Below are 17984 nucleotides of genomic sequence, written 5' to 3' on the forward strand. Positions count from 1 at the left end.
AGCGATTTCCTTACCACCACTTCTCCGGCTGGAATGTGCCGGCCGCCTGCTCGATGACGGCGGCGGTCTGGAACAGCGTCTCTTCCTCGAACGGCCTGCCGATCAATTGCAGGCCGAGCGGCAGCCCCTTGGGGTCGAGGCCGGCGGGCACTGCGATGCCGGGCAGGCCGGCCATGTTCACGGTGACCGTGAAAATATCGTTGAGGTACATCTTGACCGGATCGGCGGCCATGTCCTCGTCGGCAATGCCGAAGGCAGCGGACGGCGTCGCAGGTGTCAGGATGACATCGACGCCGGCGGCGAAGACATTTTCGAAGTCGCGCTTGATCAGGTTGCGCACTTTCTGAGCCTGCAGGTAGTAGGCGTCATAGTAGCCGGCCGACAGCACATAGGTGCCGATCATGATGCGGCGCTTCACCTCGCGGCCGAAGCCGGCGGCGCGGGTCTTCTCATACATCTCGACGATGTCCTTGCCCGGCACGCGCAAGCCATAGCGGACGCCGTCATAGCGGGCGAGGTTGGAAGAAGCTTCCGCGGGCGCCACGATGTAATAGGCCGGCAGCGCGTATTTGGTGTGCGGCAGGGAGATGTCGACGATTTCGGCGCCGGCGTCCTTGAGCCAGGCAATGCCCTTCTGCCACAACGCCTCGATCTCTTCCGGCATGCCGTCGACACGGTATTCCTTGGGAATGCCGACTTTCATGCCCTTGATCGGCTTGCCGATCGCCGCCTCGTAGTCCGGCACCGGCCGGTTGACGGACGTGGTGTCCTTGGGATCGACCGACGCCATGGATTTCAGAAGAATGGCGGCGTCGCGCACGTCGCGGGCGATCGGTCCGGCCTGATCGAGCGACGAGGCGAAGGCGACGATGCCCCAGCGCGAGCAGCGGCCATAGGTCGGCTTGATGCCGACGGTCCCGGTGAACGCGGCTGGCTGGCGGATCGAACCGCCGGTGTCGGTGGCGGTTGCGCCTGCACACAGGAAAGCCGACACGGCGGTCGCCGAACCACCGGAAGAACCACCCGGCACCAGCTGCGCATTGTCGAGGCTACGCTGGGTTTTCGTGCCACCTGCCGAGACGAAGCCGCCATCACCCTGATGCGTCGTCGGCATCACCACCGTATCGAGGCGCGAACGCCGCCACGGGTTGATGACCGGGCCGTAGTAGGAGGTCTCGTTGGACGAGCCCATGGCGAATTCGTCCATGTTGAGCTTGCCCAGCATGACCGCGCCGTCGGCCCACAGGTTGGACGTGACCGTTGATTCATAGCGCGGCTTGAAACCGTCGAGCACGTGGCTGCAGGCCTGGGTGTGGACGCCTTCGGTACCGAACAGGTCCTTGATCCCGAGCGGAATGCCTTCCAGCGCACCGCCCTCGCCCTTGAGCAGCCTGGCGTCCGACGTCTTGGCCATGTCGCGCGCCTTGTCGCCCGTCACCGCCACATAGGCATTGAGCGCCGGATTGGCGCGATCGATCGCCAAGAGATAGGCTTCGGTGATCTCGGTCGCGGTGATTTCCTTGGCGCGCAGCTTGGCGCGGGCCTGCGAAATCGTCAGATGGGTCAGGTCGCTCATCAAAGGCTCTTTTCGTAAAACACCGACCACTCGGAATCGGGATAATCCAGCACCGGGCCGCAGCGCGAGAACCCGGCGCGTTCATAGACGGTCCAGGCGGCGGGATGGCGATCGCCGGTCTCCAGCACCAGCCGTTTCAACCCTTCATCGCGCGCCAGCGCCTCGACCCGTTGGACGATTCCAGCGCCAATCTTGCGGCCACGATGCGAAGGCCTCGTGTACATACGCTTGACCTCGCCAATGGCATCGTCATGGCGCTTGAGTGCACCACAACCAATGGCGACGCCGTTGTCGCGAGCGATGAAAACCGTCGTGTCCGTGCCTGCCATCTGCTCGACCGTCAGGTGGTAGCAGTGCTCCGGCGGCGTCAGTTCGAGCAAGGTCGCGTTGAGTTCCGCGACCAGGCTGCGCACGTCGTCCTGCAGCGGCGTTTCGATGGCGATCTCGATAGCCATCGGTGCCTTACTCCACGACCTTCGGCACGAGGAAGAAATTCTCGTCGGTCGCGGGCGCGTTGGCGACGATGTCGGCCGCCTTGTTGCCGTCGGTGACGACATCGCCGCGCTTCTTCATTTCCATCGGCGTCACCGACGTCATTGGGTCGACGCCGGAAACATCGACCTCGTTCAACTGCTCGACGAAGCCCAGTATGGCATTCAACTCGCCGGTCATACGCTCGGCATCTTCCTCGCTCACCGCGATGCGGGCGAGATGCGCCACGCGCTTCACTGTCTTGACATCAACGGACATGTATTTGCCTCGGGGAAAACCAGTCCGGGCTATAGCGGCGCGGCGCGCGGGGCGCAACATGTGCCGCCCGACAATCGGGCAACAACCTCATGGCAGGGCAATGCCCTCGCACAGATAGTAGCTGCCGCTGTTGCCGCTCGCCTCGCTTTCATCGTCGATCGGCCGGGCCGACACGAGATCGACCTGCGTCGGGTTCATCTGCATCACCGACAGGACGTCAGGAAAGACATAGCCCGGCTCCTGGCAGATCGCCGTCACAGCCCAGCTCGGCGAGCGTGTCGCCTTGCTGACCTGAACGAATTCGCAATTGTATTCGACGCCTTGCAGGCCGTTCTTCGAGAGAACGATGTTGCCGGCATCGATCAGCGTCTGCAGCGTATCCTTTTTGGCTTGGGTACAGAGTTCCTCCGACTGGAGATAGACACCTTCGATGAAGTCATCCGCGGCAAGCGCGGGCGACGCCGCGACAAACATCGATACGCAAAGAGATCGCCCTAATGCCATGGATTTGTTCCGCTTTGGCTGTTCTAGATGGTAATCGTTTCACCAATCTTCGGCAATGCAAGCTTGACCCCAGTTCCTTCCAGCCCGGCTTCGAACTTCTCGGGCGTCGGGTCGATCATTGGAAACGTGCCGAAATGGCAAGGGACCACCGTTTCGAACTTGAAGAAGCGGCGGCAGGCAAGGGCCGCCACCGCACCGCCCATGGTGAAGCGATCGCCGATCGGAACGATGCCAATCTTTGGCTCGTGCAATTCACTGATCAGCGCCATGTCGGAAAAGATGTCGGTGTCACCCATGTGGTAGAGCGTCTGGTCTTCCGGGAAATGCAGGACCAGCCCACCCGGATTGCCGAGATAGACGTTCTTGCCGCCCTCTTCGCCAAAGGAGGATGAATGCAGCGCCTGAACGAAAGTGGAGGTGAAACCGCCGCAATCGACCGTGCCGCCAATGTTGCCGGGATTGATCTTCTTGTCGCTAACGCCCCTGCCGACAAAGTACATGCAGATCTCGAAATTGGCGACCAGTTGCGCGCCGCTCTTGCCGAGCACTTCCAGCGCGCCGCTGATGTGGTCGCTGTGCCCGTGCGTCAAAAGAACATGCGTGATCCCTTCGGCCGGTCCTTCCCACCCGCCCGTCCAGGACGGGTTGCCGATCAGATAGGGATCGATGAGGATTTTCGCGTCACCGGTTTCGATGCGGAAGGCCGAGTGGCCATACCAGGTCAGTTTCATGAATGCATTTCCTCGATTTTTCCCGAGCCAAAGGATAGAACGCCGATAGCCTTGAGATCAAAGGGTATAGTGTCCGCCGGGCATCCGAAAGGACGCGTGCTGTCGAAAAAAACGAGGGAAAACCGTTGACCGTCATCACGATTGAGCAATTGCCGGCACGGCTCGCCAACGGCAGGACCTTGGCGGGGCTCGACCTCGGCGACAAGACGATCGGCGTGGCGGTTTCCGATCGGGGGTTCTCCTTCGCTCATCCGCGTCCAGTCATCATCCGGCGGAAATTCTCGCTCGACGCCGCCGTCCTTCTGGCATTGCTGACGAAAGAGAATGTCGGTGCGGTGGCGATCGGATTGCCGATCAACATGGATGGATCGGAAGGTCCGCGCGCACAGAAATCGCGCGCCTTCGTGCGCAACATGGCGCAGCTAAGCGACCTGCCCTTCGTATTCTGGGATGAGCGGCTGTCGACCGTCGCGGCCGAACGGACGCTGATAGAGATGGATTTCTCGCGCGCCAAACGCGCCGGCAAGATCGATTCGGCGGCGGCCGCCTTTATTCTGCAGGGAGTTTTAGACCGGCTTCAGTCACTCGATGCAGCCGATCGAACGGGACCGGACCCGTCCAGCGACGCCTGACCCAGCCCAATATCTCGCGACGCCTGCGAAACACCCATATCGCAACGAGCAGCAAGCCATCGAACACGCAGGCTTTTGCCACCATGCCCGGGATGGTTGCGGGGTCGATGCCGAGCATCTGACCGTAGAGCTGGAACACGAAATCGTGCAGCTGCCGGCTGAGCATCACATAGCCGAAATTCATGTCGTTGAGCGACAGGTAGAACCAGCCCCAAAACAGCGCCATCGGCGCGGCCCACAACGCGAAGATGTAGCGCATCAGCGGCCTCCCTTCCCGTTCGGGCCGGTCCGTCCCGATATCATGGAGAGCAGCGAATTGTGCGCCGCGGCTTTCGCCATGCTGTGCGCCGTGGCGTGGAAATCCTCCTCATCCAGCGCAGCTACCGAACGCCGTTCGGCAAGCATCGCGACATAGGAGACCAGAAGTGCGGCCAGTTGCACGGCGACCACCATGAACAGGCCGTTGATGCCTTGGGCCGCACCGCCGATCAGGATCATCGACATCACCCCGGAAGCGGAAATAAAGGCGATGCGAACGACGCTGTCGGCGCCGGGGCTGGACGCGTCGTTGATCAGTGTATCGACAAAGGCCCAGAAGAACAGCACCGCCACGACCAGCAACGCGATCGCCAGCGGAGCGACCACGACGATGTTCTCCAGATTGGCAAACTGGGCGCTCTCGACGGTCACGCCGAGTACGCCGAGAGCCGCCGTCACACCTCGATTTCCATCGATACAGATCACCGCGAGCAGGGCAAAAACGATCGCCCAGTGCACGGACAGAAAGGAGGTCAGTACGTGTCGCATCGTGATTCCTGCTTCGACAGGATTGACAGTGGGCTTTGCGGTTCGCCGCCGCAACGGAAACCATTTGTTAAGGTTAACGGCGACGGCGGGTCAGTGGGGATTCCGGCAACGCCGCTCGAACATGAAAGGCATCTCCGTCAATTCACCGGCGGATAGAGCGTATCGATGATCATGCGCGCGTCGTGGCGCGAATCGAGCATGCCGTAAGTATTGCGCCACTGGCCCGCGAGCCGCGTTTCGACGAAGGCATCAGCGATCCGCCCTGCCCCGAGCCGACGCAACTCGGCGGCCGCCGCAGAGAGCGCAAGCTGTTCCGTCAGCAGCCGGGCCGAGCCCTCGTCGGTCGAAGCGACCTGCATGGCCGCCTTCAGAACGCCGATCGTGCCGCGCCCGCCGGCGCCGAGGTCGCGGTCGATACCGGTCAATACTTCTTCGAAAAGCCCCGGCGCGCGGCCAAGCACGCGCAGCACGTCGAGCGCCATGACATTGCCCGATCCTTCCCAGATCGCGTTGACAGGCGCTTCGCGGTAATAACGGGCGAGCGGAGCTTCCTCGACATAGCCATTGCCGCCAAGGCACTCCATCGCCTCGTAAAGCAGCGGCGGCGCGATCTTGCAGACCCAGTATTTGACGACCGGCGTCATGGCGCGGGCGAACGCCGCCTCGCCGCGATCGCTCGCCGCCTCGTCGAAGGAACGCGCCAGCCGGAACGACAGCGCGGTCGCCGCGGCAACATCGAGCGCCATGTCGGCCAGCACGCGCTGCATCAACGGCTGCTCGATCAAGGTCGAACCGAACACCTGGCGATGGCGGGCATGATGGATCGCTTCGGCCAGCCCCGCCCGCATGATCGCCGAAGACGCCACCGCGCAGTCGAGCCGGGTCAGCGTCACCATGTCCATGATCGTCTTGACGCCGGCGCCGGGTTCGCCGACCATCTCCCCGATGGCGTTGACGAATTCAACCTCGGAAGACGCGTTCGAGCGATTGCCGAGCTTGTCCTTCAGCCGCTGGAAGCGAAAGCCGTTGCCAGACCCGTCGCCGAGCACGCGCGGCACCAGGAAGCAGGACAGTCCCTCCGGCGCCTGTGCCAGCACCAGGAAGGCGTCCGACATCGGCGCCGACATGAACCATTTATGTCCCGTCAGGCGGTAGAAGCCGCTGCCGACGCGTTCCGCCCGGGTCACATTGGCACGCACATCGGTGCCGCCCTGTTTCTCGGTCATGCCCATGCCGAGCGTCAGTCCGGTCTTTTCGACGGGCGGCTTCTGGCTCTGGTCGTATTTGCGCGTCGTCACGCGCGGCGCCCATTCGCGAAACAGTTTTGGGCTGGCCATCAATGCCGCCAGCGAGGCGCTGGTCATGGTGATGGGGCAGAGATGCCCGGTCTCGAGTTCCGCCGTCAGGTAAAAACGGGCGGCGCGCACCTGATGGCGGCGGCCGATCTCGGCGTCGCCATTTTCCCAGACCGAGGAATGCAGGCCGTTGGCCACCGAGCGGCGCATCAAGGCGTGGTAGGCGGGATGGAATTCGACCAGGTCGATGCGCCGTCCCTGGCGATCGTGCGTCCTGAGTTTCGGCGTCTCGACATTGGCGAGGCGCGCCAGTTCCTGCGCTTCTTGCGTCAGCACGAAACGGCCGAGCCCGTCGAGATCCTTGCGCACCGGATCGGAAAAGCGCTCGGCAAGCTGGATCAGCAACGGATCGCCTCGCCAGGCGTTGCCGCCCGTCAGCGGCGGCGGCTGGTTCGTTACGTCGTCGGTCACGCCCAATCCTTCTAGCCGATCCTTCTAGAAAGGCCCTATTGTCGGAAAGCCTCGAATCCGAGGCCGTCGGCTTAGATATAGCCAAGCGTTGCTGCGCGCGCGACGAAAATACCGGCCGATCTAATCGGCTATCTACACGAAAAAATTGAGGAGAACGGCGTCAATCCAAAGCGGGTGCTTGCGGGCGCGAAATCCGCACCCTATAGCAGCCCCTTGAGATGACCGACGCTTCGTCCCTGCCACTCTACCCTCACCGCCATCTTCTGGGCATCAGCGACCTTTCGCCCGCCGACATCGAGCTTTTGCTCGACAGGGCGGATCGGGCGGTCGCGATCTCGCGCCAGTCCGAAAAAAAGACCTCGGCGCTGCGCGGCCGCACCCAGATCAATCTCTTCTACGAAGCCTCGACCCGCACGCAATCCTCGTTCGAACTGGCCGGAAAGCGGCTTGGCGCCGATGTCATGAACATGTCGGTGGCGAGTTCCTCGGTAAAGAAGGGCGAAACGCTCATCGACACCGCGATGACACTCAACGCCATGCGGCCCGACATATTGATCATCCGCCATCAGTCGGCGGGCGCGGCGGCCCTCCTGGCGCAGAAGGTCGGCTGCTCGGTGGTCAATGCCGGCGACGGCGCCCATGAACACCCGACACAGGCGCTGCTCGACGCGCTCACCATCCGCCGCGCCAAGGGTGCGCTGTCGAAGCTGATCGTGGCGATCTGCGGCGACATCCTGCATTCGCGTGTGGCGCGCTCCAACATCATGCTGCTCAACGCACTCGGCGCACAAATACGGGTGGTGGCGCCCTCGACGCTATTGCCCTCGGGCATCGACAGAATGGGCGTGATCGTCTGCCGCTCGATGGCGGAGGGCCTGAAGGACGCGGATGTGGTGATGATGTTGCGCTTGCAGCGCGAGCGCATGGAAGGAGCCTTCGTGCCGTCGGTGCGCGAATATTTCCGCTATTTTGGTCTAGACGCCGAGAAACTGAAGGCCGCCAAGGATGACGCGCTTGTCATGCATCCTGGCCCGATGAACCGCGGTGTCGAAATTGCTTCGGAAATCGCCGACGGCCCGCAAAGCGTCATCCAGGAGCAGGTGGAAATGGGCGTCGCCGTGCGCATGGCGGTGATGGAAGCGCTGCTCGATTCCCGCCGCAATCAAGAGGGCCGCAATCAAGAAGGCCGCGGCGCATGAGCATCACGGTCTTTGAACGCGCCCGCATCGTCGACCCGTCACGCGGCCTTGATGAAGTCGGCTCCGTCATAGTCGAAGGTAGGAAAATCGTTGCCGCGGGCAAGGCGGCGCTGAACCAGGGCGTCCCCGACGGCGCTACGGCGATCGACTGCAGCGGCAAGGCGATCATCCCCGGCCTGATCGACGGCCGGGTCTTCATCGGCGAGCCCGGCGCCGAACATCGCGAAACCATCGCTTCGGCAAGTGTCGCCGCAGCGGCCGGCGGCGTCACGTCCATCGTGATGATGCCAGACACCGATCCGGTGATCGACAATGTGGCGCTGGTCGAATTCGTGCTGCGCACCGCCAAGGACACGGCCGTCGTCAATATCTTTCCGGCCGCCGCCATCACCAAGGGCCTCCACGGACGCGAAATGACGGAGTTCGGCCTGCTGCGCGAGGCGGGTGCGGTCGCCTTCACCGATGGCAGGCATACCATATCGAGCGCGCTGGTGATGCGTCGCGCGCTAACCTATGCGCGCGATTTCGGCGCCACCATCGTCCATGAAACGCAGGATGCCGATCTTGGGTCGTCGGGCGTCATGAACGAAGGCCTGTATGCCAGTTGGCTCGGCCTCTCCGGCATTCCACGTGAAGCCGAATCCATCCCGCTCGAGCGTGACCTCGCGCTGGCGCAGCTGACGCAAGGTTCGTACCACGCCGCGAAGATCTCGACGGCAATGGCGGCAAGCGCCGTGGCGCGTGCGAAGGCCGACGGCGCGGCAGTGACATCGGGCGTGTCGATCCACAATCTGTCTCTCAATGAAAACGACGTTGGCGAGTACCGCACCTTCTTCCGCCTGACGCCGCCGCTGCGGGCCGAGGAGGACCGGTTGGCGATGATCGATGCGGTCAAGGACGGAACGGTCGATGTCATCGTCTCCTCGCACGATCCGCAGGACGTCGATACCAAGCGCCTGCCCTTCGCCGACGCCGCGGCCGGTGCCATTGGCCTCGAAACCCTGCTGGGCGCGGCCTTGCGCCTCTACCACAATGGCGACGTGCCCCTGCTCAGGCTGATCGAAACCTTGTCCACCGCGCCGGCGAGGCTGTTTGGATTGGCCGGCGGCACGCTGAAGCCAGGCGCCGTCGCCGATCTCGCGCTTGTCGACCTCGATGAACCCTGGATAGTCAGCGAAAGCGGTATCCGCTCGCGCTCGAAAAACACCTGCTTCGAAGGCGCACGGCTGCAAGGCAAGGTCTTGCAAACGCTGGTGGCGGGCCGCACAATATTTTCTGCCTGAGCCGGCGGTAGCCATGCGACATCAGGCATGGTTGGGGGAACGCGGGGGGAACAATGACTTACGGCCCAATCCTGGCGCTGGTGTTCGGCTATCTGCTGGGCTCGATTCCATTCGGCCTGCTGCTTACCCGCGCGGCCGGCCTTGGCGATGTGCGCAAGATCGGTTCAGGCAATATCGGCGCCACCAATGTGCTGCGCACCGGCAACAAGGGGCTTGCCGCCGCGACTTTGCTGCTCGATGCGCTGAAAGGCACGGCCGCCGTGCTGATAGCAGGCCATTTCGCGCCTGAAGCCGCGATCTGGGCTGGTCTCGGCGCCTTTCTGGGCCACCTGTTCCCGGCATGGCTCGGCTTCAAGGGTGGCAAGGGCGTCGCCACTTATCTCGGCGTGCTGGTCGGCCTTGCCTGGCAAGTCGCATTGATCTTCGCTGTCGTATGGTTGGTGATGGCTTTCCTCTTCCGCTACTCATCGCTGGCGGCGCTGGCTGCTGCCGTGGTGGTACCGATCGCGCTTTATTTCCTGAGCACGCCGCAGATAGCCATTCTGTTCGTGGTGATGAGCATCATTGTCTTCATCAAGCACCGAGAAAACATTTCGCGACTGATTGCCGGCTCCGAAGGCAAGATCGGAGCCAAGGGGTGAGCGAACCGGCCGCCGGGCCGCGTCTCACCGATCGCCAGCGGCTGAGCTGGCTGCGGCTGATCCGCACCCAGAATGTCGGCCCTGCCTCCTTTCGCGACCTGATCAACCGTTTCGGTTCGGCCGAAGTCGCGTTGGAAATGCTGCCGGAACTGATGATTTCCGGCGGCGCCAACCGGATCGTGCGCATCCCTTCCCTTGCCGAGGCCGAGGCCGAGATGGAGGCCGCGCGGCGAGTTGGAGCACGCTTTGTCGGTATTGGGGAGGCGGACTATCCGCCGCTGTTGCGCAGCATGGACAATCCGCCGCCGATGCTGGCGGTCAGGGGCAATGCCGCGGTGTTCCGGTTGCCGGGTGTCGCGATAGTCGGCGCCCGCAACGCATCGCTTGCCGGCATCAAGATGGCGCGCATGCTGGCAGCCGATCTCGGACGAGACGGCTACGGCATCGTCTCCGGCCTGGCACGTGGCATCGACACGGCGGCGCATCAGGGCAGTCTCTTGACCGGTACGGTCGGCGTGCTCGCCGGTGGGCTCGACCTGCCCTACCCGCCCGAAAATGCCGGTCTGTGCGATGACATTGCGGAGCGTGGCGCCATCATCTCGGAAATGCCGTTCGGCTGGCAGCCGCGTGCCCAGGATTTCCCGCGCCGCAACCGCCTTGTCGCGGGCGCCGCTCTTGGGCTGGTGGTGGTTGAGGCAGCACAGCGCTCAGGCTCGCTGATCAGCGCAAGGCTTGCCGGCGAGATGGGCCGGTTGGTCTTTGCGGTACCCGGCTCCCCGCTCGATCCGCGCGCGGCCGGTACCAACGGTCTGCTCAAGGACGGCGCCACGCTGGTCACCGAAGCTTCGGACATTTCCAGGGCGATCCTTCCGCTGACCGGCATGCGGGCGCCTGATCTGCCGCCGTTTGAGGACCCGCCCGACTTTTCGGCCACACCGCCACCAGGCGAGAGCGACCGGGCCAAGGTGATCGAGGCGCTGGGGCCGACACCGGTGCCGGTCGACGAGATCATCCGCCACACCGGCCTGCATCCCGCCCAGGTCTTCATGGTGCTGCTTGAACTCGACCTTGCCGGCCGCCTCGAGCGTCACGCCGGTGGAAATGTTTCGCTTGTTTTCGGGGAAGGCTAACCGCCCTCAGTGGCGGCTGGTCTTTCTATCTCCGGTCTCGTCGTAATCCTGCATGTTGGCGTCAAAGAGATCCTTTTGAACAAACTGGCGCCAGACCTCATCCGCGTCCTGCGGGCGCGACGGATCGAAACTCGGCTGGGTCTCGTGCGTATTCGGCAGCGACCGCCGGCGTAGCCAGGCAGGCATGATCTCCAAGATGAGACTGGTGAATTGGGTCATCACGGACTCCTTCGATTGAAGGGATGGACCAGGCCGGTCGATCCATCCAAATTACGCTGGCTCACCGCACCCAGCCAAGCCAAAGCCTCGCCGACGTCGGCAAGCACATGGCGCGCCGCTGTCGGTCCGTGCGGTTTGATGCGGATCGACATGCCGTCCATCTCGTTCACGGCCTCGAAACCATTCTCGTCGGATGTGTCGTCGCCTAGAAACACCGGCCGCCGCCCCTCGAAAGCAGGCAGATCCAGAAAGCGCCTGATGGCCGCTCCCTTTGCTGCCTCCAGCGGCATCAATTCAACGCCGGCATTGCCGGCCAGCACCCGATATCCCGTAGGCAACCTGCCCAACGCCTGTTCGACCAGTTGCGTCGCGCGCCGCAACAGTTGCGGTGCCGCGCGCGTGTGGACTGCCAGGATCGGTCCCTTGCGCTCGATATAAACGTCCGAACTGCCCAGCTCCGCTTCGATTTCCTCGGCAAGTGCCGCAATGTCGGCCGGCTCTCCCGCCGCCTCGACCGGGCCGTCGCGGATGAGCCTGTGCTCGAGCCCATACAGCCCGGCGGCGCGCAATCTGAGCGGCTGGAAAAGATGGTCGACCGCGGCGATCGATCGTCCCGTGATGAACGCCAGAGCTCCATCCAATTGCAATTCGAGCCTCGCCAGCAGCGTACGCAATTCATCGCCGACAACCACCGCATCGGGATGCGCGGCGTGTTCGAGAAGCGTGCCGTCAATGTCCAGGAACAAGGCCCACGGGCCTGTTGGGAGCTCAGGCGCGGGCAGTTTTGGCAGAAGCGACATCACAGCGCCGCCACCCGTCTGCGATCGAGCAGCGAGATCACGTTGCCCGATGAGGTCGGGGCGGCGCCGACGGCGCGATCGACCGCAACGCGTTTGCGCAGGCGCGCGGCATCGAGAAGCATGCTGCCTGCCCACCGGTAGACATTATTGTCGCGAACGACCTCACGCATCCTTTGCATGCGCTGCCGCTGCTCTTCCGACGACATCGTCAAAGCCTGCAACAAGGCGTCGCCCATCATTGTGGCGTCGTAGGGATTGACGATCAGCGCTTCCAGCAATTCCTTGGAAGCGCCGGCGAACATGCTGAGCAGCAGGACCCCCTGTTCGTCATTGCGCGCCGCGACGAACTCCTTGGCCACCAGGTTCATGCCGTCATGCAGGCTCGTGACCAAGCAAACGTCGGCGGCCCGGTAGATTTCGTAGACCTGTTCCTGCGAATGATGTTCCGTGACCATCAGGACGGGAGTGTAGCCGTCGCGGCCATAGCGCCGGTTGAGATCCTCGGCTTGACGCAGACACTCTTCATGCAACTGTTGGTATGCGGGCAAGGTGCCGCGACTGGGTGCCGCGATCTGCAGGAAGGCGACCTTGCCAATCCATTCCGGATGGAGCCTCAGCAGCTCATCGAGTGCGGTAAAGCGATCGAGGATGCCCTTCGTGTAGTCGAGACGTTCGACGCCGACACACAGCCTGACATCGTCCGCCAGCCCGAATTTTTCACGAACATGCCGACGGCATTGCGCCACCTCGGGCAGCTGGGCCTGTCGCGCCGGCTCCCATTCGATTGAAATCGGATACGCGTGAACCAGGCTGATCTGGCCGCCATAGGAGATGGCGGAATCCTCGCGCTCGATCCTGCTCTCCAGGAAGCGGTCGACGCTGTCGATGAAGTTGTTGCAATGGAACTGGGTGTGAAAGCCGACGATCGAACTGCCCAGCAATCCTTCTAGGATCTTCTCGCGCCATGGGCAGATGCTGAATACCTCGGAATTCGGCCATGGAATGTGCCAGAAGGTGATGATGATGGCTTCCGGCAGGCGCTCCCGGATCATCCGCGGCAACAAGGCGAAATGGTAGTCCTGGACCAGCACGATGGGCCGCTCGTTGCGTGCCTCCGCGACGACGGTGTCGGCGAATTTGCGGTTAACCGCCTCGTAGGCCTCCCAGTCGGAAGCACGGAATATCGGTCGGGTGAAGGCTATGTGGCACAGCGGCCAAAGCCCCTCATTAGCAAAGCCGAGATAATAGCCTTGCTGTTCTTCCTCGCTCAGCCAGACACGGCGCAACGTATAGGAAGGGTTTTCCGGCGGCACTTCGACGCGGTCGTTTTCGTCGACCACCAGCGCATCGGCCGAACCGCCGCCATAGGCGATCCATGTGCCCGCACAGGCGCGCGTGATCGGCTCCAGGGCGGAGACCAGCCCGCTGGCGGGTACGACCAGATGGATGCTGTCGCCGTTGCGGTTATGGATGTAGGGTTCGCGATTTGACACCACGATCACCTGTGCATCGGGAAGTTCCTTCGCCAGAATGTGACGCAACGTTTCCGGCGACCATTGGACGAGGGCGGCGGCCGCGGATTGCCCGTTCTTTTCGAACTCCGGCAATGGGCTGCGAACGGATCCTGCTTCGAGACGGGCGAGCTTCATGTTTCTGGCCCGGCGCGCCCGTGACAGCACCACCGCGAGCGCGACGCATGAGATACCGACAATTACGAGAACGAAGAGCCACAGTGCGGCCGAGGGTACGACCAGGTACGAACTGTTGTCGGGCATTTCGAATTGATTACCTTTCAATGGGACGCGGCAGATCCACCGACAGGAACTCCAGCATCCTTGGCGTGCTGATCCAACGTTCCGCACCCGGTGTTGGTTCCGATTTTTCAGCTCTTGACCACCAGTGGCACCAATCCTTCATGCGCATCCGCAAGGAAGGCACCGACACGATCCCCCACGCGCTGAAACGTCAGGTCCACCGCCACATGTCCCACCGAGAGATGGCGAATGACAAGATTGTCGATGCCGATCGGCAAGTGCGGCCGGGTCACGTGAATTTCGTTCGTCCAACCGTCGATCTGTAGGCCGAGGCAGGCCTGCATGAGCATGAAGGCGGAGCCCGCGGACCAGGCCTGCGGCAGGCAAGCCACCGGATAGGCAATCGGCGCTTCGCCGGCCGAGCGCGTGAACCCGCAGAACAGTTCGGGTAGCCGCATGTTGAAATGAACCGCGGATTCGAAGGTCCCGCTCATCAACCGCACCACGCTGTCGCGGATGCCGTATCGCGCCAGCCCGGCGGCGCAGATCGCGGTGTCGTGCGGCCAGATGGAGCCGTTATGATAGGACATCGGATTGAAGAAGATCGCATCGTCCGCCAGCGTTCTCAGCCCCCAGCCGGAATGGAACGAAGCCGACAGCAGCTGGTCGGCGACCATGCGTGCGCGATCCGGATTGGGAAGGCCGACATAGAGCAGGTGACCAGCATTGGACGTGCGCACCTTGCAGGGTTGGCCGTCGCCATCGATCGCCAGCGCATAGTAGCCAAGCTCTTCGATCCAGAAATGGCGTTCGACTCGTTGGCGAATGGCATCGGCGCGCAGCTCCCAATTCTCCGCCCGCTCCTCTTCGCCGCGCAGCCGTGCCAGCTTTGCCAATCCCCGGAATGCTGCAAACACGTAACCCTGCACCTCGACCAGCGCGATCGGCCCTTTCGGAATGCGGCCGTCGGCATGGAAGACGGAATCGAAGCTGTCCTTCCATCCCTGGTTGGCAAGGCCGGATTCCGCGGCGCGCTGATAGGTAAGAAACCCTGTCGAACGGCTCGCTGTCTCGATCCACTCGGCGGCGGCGCACAGCGATGGCCAAAGGCCATCGATGAAAGCCGTGTCTCCCGTGCGGTCCGCATAGGCGCAGGCGAGATGGATGTAGAGGGGCGTCGTATCGACGCCGCCATAGTAGCGGCCGAACGGCAACTCGCTCAGCGCCGCCATCTCGCCCTTGCGGGTCTCGTGCATGATCTTGCCGGGCTCGGAATCGCTGAAGGGAGAGGTTTCGGTCGCCTGGTGCTGGGCGAGAAAGGCAAGCACGCCACGAGCCAGGCCGGGATTGAGCCAAAGCATCTGCAGAGCTGAAATCACACCGTCGCGGCCGAAGGCGGTGGAGAACCACGGGATCCCGGCATATGGGTAAGGCCCGGTCGCCAGTTCCGTGGTGAGCAATGCCACATCGGCACGCGCCCGTTCCATCCAATCATTGAAGACGCGGCCTGAACTGTGCAGCGTTGCCCCATGCCGGCGCTTGGCGCGCATGCCGAAACGGGCGCGCGCCGCCGCGGCCCGGAAACGTTCACTTTGCGGGCGGGCCGTTGTCTTGCTCCCCACCTCCACATACAGCGTCTGGCGGCTGCGCTTGGTGACGGCAATGAAGAAATCCGCCCGCTCGGAGGTCAGTTGATCCGGGGGCTGTGAAAACGAAATGGCCGAGGTCCGCACGACCTTGTCCAGCCCTTCGTAGCGGAGCACGACCGAACTCTGGTCGATCTCGGCCGTGTGCGCGGTACCGCGCTTGGAGCGGGTCGAGCCCCGGACTTCGAACATGTCGCGAAAATCAACACCGAAGCGCAGTGACACCAAGACCGTCGAATGCTCCCGGCTATAGTTCGAGAGCGTGATGCGTTCATATAGCCTTTCCTGCCACAGAAGCCTGACCCGCTCGATATGGATCGCGCCCTGCGGAATCTGGCGGCCCGCGGCGCTCTCGATCGGCAGATTGGTCAGGTTGCTGGTGAACAGGACGTTGTCCTGGCTGAGCGATGCGCCCAGCAGCGACAACGATCGTCCGCCAACCGTCAGGCGAAATTCGGAGAGCACGCGCGTGTCGTCGCGGAAGAAGCCGTCGCCGGCGCCACGTATGTCGCCATAGGCGTCGGCGACGGCAAAGCAATCGCCATGCTTGAGAGCGTAAAGCCGATGCGGCTCCCTGGGCGCGGTTTCGTCCAGGGAAGCCAGTGCTATCGCAGGATCGAGCTTGCGCTCGTCGAGTTGGGTAATGGTCAAGAAGATTGTCCCGTGCTGGTTTCCGAACGGGTTGAAGATCTATGAGGCCCTGCTCTCTTCGTGGCCGGTGGTCAGCCGCGAATAGGCCTCGACATAATCCCTGGCCATTCTATCGGCCGAAAACCGCCTTTCGAAGGCCGTTCTTATTCGTCGCCTGTCGAGTTGCAGGAGAGCCGGCATCGAGGCGACGGCATCTTCGATGGTTTCGACGACAAAGCCAGTGACCCCATGATCGATGATCTCGGGCATAGCGCCGCAACTCCAAGCCATGACCGGGGTTCCGCACGCCATGGCCTCGATCACCGCAAGCCCGAAGGGTTCAGGCCAGTCGATGGGAAACAGCAAGGCGGCCGCATTGCCCAAAAACCGGGCCTTCTGGTCCTCGCCAATCTCGCCGACATACTCGACCCGGTCGCCATCGATCAGCGGCTGTACGACTTCCTCGAAATAGGCGCGGTCGCCATCGCCGACCTTGGCGGCGAGCTTCAGTTTCAGGCCGGTTCGGCGGGCAATCTCGATTGCCCGGTCCGGCCGCTTGTCGCGTGACATTCTGCCGAGAAAAGCAAGGTAGGTACCGTCCGAACCGGCCTCGAAATCGGCCTCATAAAGGTCAAGCGGCAGCCCGTGATGGATCGTCGCCAGCCAGTTCGCGGATGCGAACCGCGCCCGCTGGCTGCGGGATATGGAAATCATGGGGAACCGCGGGAACCGGTCATAGGCTTGCGCGAGGTCCGCGTAATCCAGCCTGCCATGCGGCGTCGTCACCGTGCGCTGCGGCATATCACGAAAAAACGGGAAATGCAGGAAATGGCTCAGATGGAAATGCACGACGTCGAAGTCGTCGGCCCGTTTGCGCACTTCGTCGAGCATCGACAAATGTGCCGCGATCTCGGACTTCAGCGGACGCGGATCGAGACGAAGCGCCCTTTCGCGGCATGGCACCAGTTTGGCGGAGCTCTTCGTGTCGCCGCTGGCAAACAACGTCACCTCGTGGCCGAGATCGACGAGAGCTTCGGTAAGATACGAGATGATACGCTCGGTACCCCCGTAAAGTCGTGGCGGCACCGATTCGTAGAGTGGTGCGACATGGGCAATCTTCATGTCCCGGCGTCCCTCAATGAGCTGGTCATAGAGCCAAAATGCATCAAGGCCCGGATCGTTCCTATATCAGCGCAAGATGCGTCGAATGATCGATCCGTCCCCTGTTTGAGTAGATCCGCCGCCCTATTTCCTTCTGGTGCTGTCGACCTTGCGCTTGCGGCAGCCGAAGGAGGCCCAGATGCAGCAACCCAGGGATATCGCAGCGCGGCGCCTGAGCATGATCATCGAGCAATATGTCGAGGCCAGAAAACGGCATTTTGGCTTTGTGTCGACTGATCAGGCTGCCCGAGTGATCCGCAGAACCCTGAAGCCCGATCCTTCGGAGCCAGCGCTTTCCGATCACGACCTCGACGACATGGTCGCCGCCCTCGCCGTGAAGAACGGCCTGGCCGTCATCTTCGACCGTGGCGTGCGGGGACCGGCCAACGGCGCCGAGGCCGAACTGAACAGAAAGGAACCGATCATGCGAGCACCGACGGAGACCCCGGATGTTGCCGGCGCGGTGGACGCTATCCTGAGCGATCGCACTGCCCAGCTTTCGATGAGCGCGGTCATCTCGTTGTTGCGCGAACGGACCGGCACCAAGCGATCCGACGCGGATCTGACAGGACTGATCGCCAAGAAAGCCGCCGTTCTGGACGTGCACCTGTCAGGAGGCGTCTGAACGGTCGTTGAGCGCCGCAACGATACATGGGCAAATCAAAAGCGCTGGCATGTCATTTGCCCTTCCCGAGAGATGGGTGACAGTTCATTCCGGATAGATGGGTTACACTTTCGGCCCTTTGCAAGGAGAG

General features: G+C 62.7%; 19 protein-coding genes. 6 read left to right on the top strand and 13 right to left on the bottom strand.

The features are described 5' to 3' along the window. Nucleotides 1–10 precede the first annotated feature (10 nt). The 5 genes from LB554_RS27840 to LB554_RS27860 form a co-directional block, all read right to left on the bottom strand. Complete coding sequence (locus tag LB554_RS27840) at nucleotides 11–1576, bottom strand: amidase (protein WP_140616367.1); 1566 nt, start codon at nucleotides 1574–1576, stop codon at nucleotides 11–13. After that, complete coding sequence (locus tag LB554_RS27845; protein ID WP_015317758.1) at nucleotides 1576–2031, bottom strand: GNAT family N-acetyltransferase; 456 nt, start codon at nucleotides 2029–2031, stop codon at nucleotides 1576–1578. The genes LB554_RS27840 and LB554_RS27845 overlap by 1 nt, the downstream gene beginning before the upstream one ends. Before the next feature lie 7 nt (nucleotides 2032–2038). Continuing rightward, nucleotides 2039–2326, bottom strand: coding sequence for an Asp-tRNA(Asn)/Glu-tRNA(Gln) amidotransferase subunit GatC (gene gatC, locus LB554_RS27850; RefSeq protein WP_224588014.1), 288 nt, complete (start codon nucleotides 2324–2326; stop codon nucleotides 2039–2041). A gap of 87 nt (nucleotides 2327–2413) precedes the next feature. Continuing rightward, complete coding sequence (locus tag LB554_RS27855) at nucleotides 2414–2830, bottom strand: hypothetical protein (protein ID WP_224588015.1); 417 nt, start codon at nucleotides 2828–2830, stop codon at nucleotides 2414–2416. A 23-nt stretch (nucleotides 2831–2853) separates the two neighbouring features. After that, a complete protein-coding gene (locus LB554_RS27860) occupies nucleotides 2854–3561 on the bottom strand; it encodes a metal-dependent hydrolase (RefSeq protein WP_224588017.1) in 708 nt (235 codons plus the stop codon). 125 nt (nucleotides 3562–3686) lie between these two features. On the opposite strand from LB554_RS27860, the gene ruvX reads away from it, so the two are divergent. Further along, complete coding sequence (gene ruvX, locus LB554_RS27865) at nucleotides 3687–4193, top strand: Holliday junction resolvase RuvX (protein ID WP_140664170.1); 507 nt, start codon at nucleotides 3687–3689, stop codon at nucleotides 4191–4193. On the opposite strand, the gene LB554_RS27870 is transcribed toward ruvX, so the two are convergent. The 3 genes from LB554_RS27870 to LB554_RS27880 all read right to left on the bottom strand — a co-directional run bounded on the left by LB554_RS27870 (nucleotide 4111) and on the right by LB554_RS27880 (nucleotide 6766). Then, nucleotides 4111–4452, bottom strand: a complete 342-nt coding sequence (locus tag LB554_RS27870; RefSeq protein ID WP_015317753.1) for a DUF6105 family protein — start codon at nucleotides 4450–4452, stop codon at nucleotides 4111–4113. The genes ruvX and LB554_RS27870 overlap by 83 nt on opposite strands. After that, nucleotides 4452–5000, bottom strand: coding sequence for a hypothetical protein (locus LB554_RS27875; protein ID WP_224588019.1), 549 nt, complete (start codon nucleotides 4998–5000; stop codon nucleotides 4452–4454). The genes LB554_RS27870 and LB554_RS27875 overlap by 1 nt, the downstream gene beginning before the upstream one ends. A 137-nt stretch (nucleotides 5001–5137) precedes the next feature. After that, a complete protein-coding gene (locus tag LB554_RS27880; RefSeq protein ID WP_015317751.1) occupies nucleotides 5138–6766 on the bottom strand; it encodes a DNA alkylation response protein in 1629 nt (542 codons plus the stop codon). A gap of 218 nt (nucleotides 6767–6984) precedes the next feature. Between LB554_RS27880 and LB554_RS27885 the strand changes: the two genes are divergently transcribed. The 4 genes from LB554_RS27885 to dprA are packed head-to-tail and all read left to right on the top strand — an operon-like array spanning nucleotide 6985 to nucleotide 11019. Further along, nucleotides 6985–7965 (top strand): aspartate carbamoyltransferase catalytic subunit, encoded by a 981-nt coding sequence (locus LB554_RS27885; RefSeq protein ID WP_140726912.1) that lies wholly within the window; start codon nucleotides 6985–6987, stop codon nucleotides 7963–7965. Continuing rightward, nucleotides 7962–9248 (top strand): dihydroorotase, encoded by a 1287-nt coding sequence (locus tag LB554_RS27890; RefSeq protein WP_015317749.1) that lies wholly within the window; start codon nucleotides 7962–7964, stop codon nucleotides 9246–9248. Before LB554_RS27885 ends, LB554_RS27890 begins: the two co-directional genes overlap by 4 nt. 53 nt (nucleotides 9249–9301) lie before the next feature. Continuing rightward, the gene (gene plsY / locus LB554_RS27895; protein WP_140873787.1) at nucleotides 9302–9889 is read left to right on the top strand and encodes a glycerol-3-phosphate 1-O-acyltransferase PlsY; all 588 of its coding nucleotides are present in this window, start codon (nucleotides 9302–9304) and stop codon (nucleotides 9887–9889) included. After that, nucleotides 9886–11019, top strand: coding sequence for a DNA-processing protein DprA (dprA, locus tag LB554_RS27900; protein ID WP_140726903.1), 1134 nt, complete (start codon nucleotides 9886–9888; stop codon nucleotides 11017–11019). Before plsY ends, dprA begins: the two co-directional genes overlap by 4 nt. 6 nt (nucleotides 11020–11025) lie before the next feature. Here dprA and LB554_RS27905 read toward each other — a convergent pair whose 3' ends face one another. From LB554_RS27905 to LB554_RS27925, 5 genes are all read right to left on the bottom strand, one after another. Further along, nucleotides 11026–11238, bottom strand: coding sequence for a hypothetical protein (locus LB554_RS27905; RefSeq protein ID WP_015317746.1), 213 nt, complete (start codon nucleotides 11236–11238; stop codon nucleotides 11026–11028). Continuing rightward, a complete protein-coding gene (gene otsB, locus LB554_RS27910; RefSeq protein WP_140718072.1) occupies nucleotides 11238–12038 on the bottom strand; it encodes a trehalose-phosphatase in 801 nt (266 codons plus the stop codon). The genes LB554_RS27905 and otsB overlap by 1 nt, the downstream gene beginning before the upstream one ends. Then, nucleotides 12038–13813: a trehalose-6-phosphate synthase gene (locus tag LB554_RS27915; RefSeq protein ID WP_224588022.1), complete on the bottom strand. Its 1776-nt coding sequence runs from the start codon at nucleotides 13811–13813 to the stop codon at nucleotides 12038–12040. The genes otsB and LB554_RS27915 overlap by 1 nt, the downstream gene beginning before the upstream one ends. A gap of 107 nt (nucleotides 13814–13920) precedes the next feature. Beyond that, nucleotides 13921–16083, bottom strand: a complete 2163-nt coding sequence (locus LB554_RS27920) for a glycogen debranching N-terminal domain-containing protein (protein ID WP_224588037.1) — start codon at nucleotides 16081–16083, stop codon at nucleotides 13921–13923. A gap of 45 nt (nucleotides 16084–16128) precedes the next feature. Continuing rightward, entirely contained in the window at nucleotides 16129–17190 is a 1062-nt protein-coding gene (locus LB554_RS27925; protein WP_015317742.1) for a glycosyltransferase family 4 protein, read from the bottom strand. Between the two features lie 217 nt (nucleotides 17191–17407). Between LB554_RS27925 and LB554_RS27930 the strand changes: the two genes are divergently transcribed. Next, the gene (locus tag LB554_RS27930) at nucleotides 17408–17854 is read left to right on the top strand and encodes a hypothetical protein (protein WP_224588024.1); all 447 of its coding nucleotides are present in this window, start codon (nucleotides 17408–17410) and stop codon (nucleotides 17852–17854) included. Nucleotides 17855–17984: the final 130 nt, after the last annotated feature.

Origin of the sequence: Mesorhizobium sp. CO1-1-11, assembly GCF_020164995.1 — a bacterium.
Classification (GTDB): domain Bacteria; phylum Pseudomonadota; class Alphaproteobacteria; order Rhizobiales; family Rhizobiaceae; genus Mesorhizobium; species Mesorhizobium australicum.

Excerpts from the sequence above, each read along its gene's own strand:
- LB554_RS27885 (WP_140726912.1), top strand. The coding sequence starts at position 6,985 with ATGACCGACGCTTCGTCCCTGCCACTCTACCCTCACCGCCATCTTCTG.
- LB554_RS27915 (WP_224588022.1), bottom strand. The coding sequence starts at position 13,813 with ATGCCCGACAACAGTTCGTACCTGGTCGTACCCTCGGCCGCACTGTGG.
- LB554_RS27870 (WP_015317753.1), bottom strand. The coding sequence starts at position 4,452 with ATGCGCTACATCTTCGCGTTGTGGGCCGCGCCGATGGCGCTGTTTTGG.
- LB554_RS27855 (WP_224588015.1), bottom strand. The coding sequence starts at position 2,830 with ATGGCATTAGGGCGATCTCTTTGCGTATCGATGTTTGTCGCGGCGTCG.
- otsB (WP_140718072.1), bottom strand. The coding sequence starts at position 12,038 with ATGTCGCTTCTGCCAAAACTGCCCGCGCCTGAGCTCCCAACAGGCCCG.
- LB554_RS27840 (WP_140616367.1), bottom strand. The coding sequence starts at position 1,576 with ATGAGCGACCTGACCCATCTGACGATTTCGCAGGCCCGCGCCAAGCTG.
- LB554_RS27860 (WP_224588017.1), bottom strand. The coding sequence starts at position 3,561 with ATGAAACTGACCTGGTATGGCCACTCGGCCTTCCGCATCGAAACCGGT.
- LB554_RS27930 (WP_224588024.1), top strand. The coding sequence starts at position 17,408 with ATGATCATCGAGCAATATGTCGAGGCCAGAAAACGGCATTTTGGCTTT.
- gatC (WP_224588014.1), bottom strand. The coding sequence starts at position 2,326 with ATGTCCGTTGATGTCAAGACAGTGAAGCGCGTGGCGCATCTCGCCCGC.
- LB554_RS27925 (WP_015317742.1), bottom strand. The coding sequence starts at position 17,190 with ATGAAGATTGCCCATGTCGCACCACTCTACGAATCGGTGCCGCCACGA.
- LB554_RS27905 (WP_015317746.1), bottom strand. The coding sequence starts at position 11,238 with ATGACCCAATTCACCAGTCTCATCTTGGAGATCATGCCTGCCTGGCTA.
- LB554_RS27875 (WP_224588019.1), bottom strand. The coding sequence starts at position 5,000 with ATGCGACACGTACTGACCTCCTTTCTGTCCGTGCACTGGGCGATCGTT.
- LB554_RS27890 (WP_015317749.1), top strand. The coding sequence starts at position 7,962 with ATGAGCATCACGGTCTTTGAACGCGCCCGCATCGTCGACCCGTCACGC.
- plsY (WP_140873787.1), top strand. The coding sequence starts at position 9,302 with ATGACTTACGGCCCAATCCTGGCGCTGGTGTTCGGCTATCTGCTGGGC.
- LB554_RS27845 (WP_015317758.1), bottom strand. The coding sequence starts at position 2,031 with ATGGCTATCGAGATCGCCATCGAAACGCCGCTGCAGGACGACGTGCGC.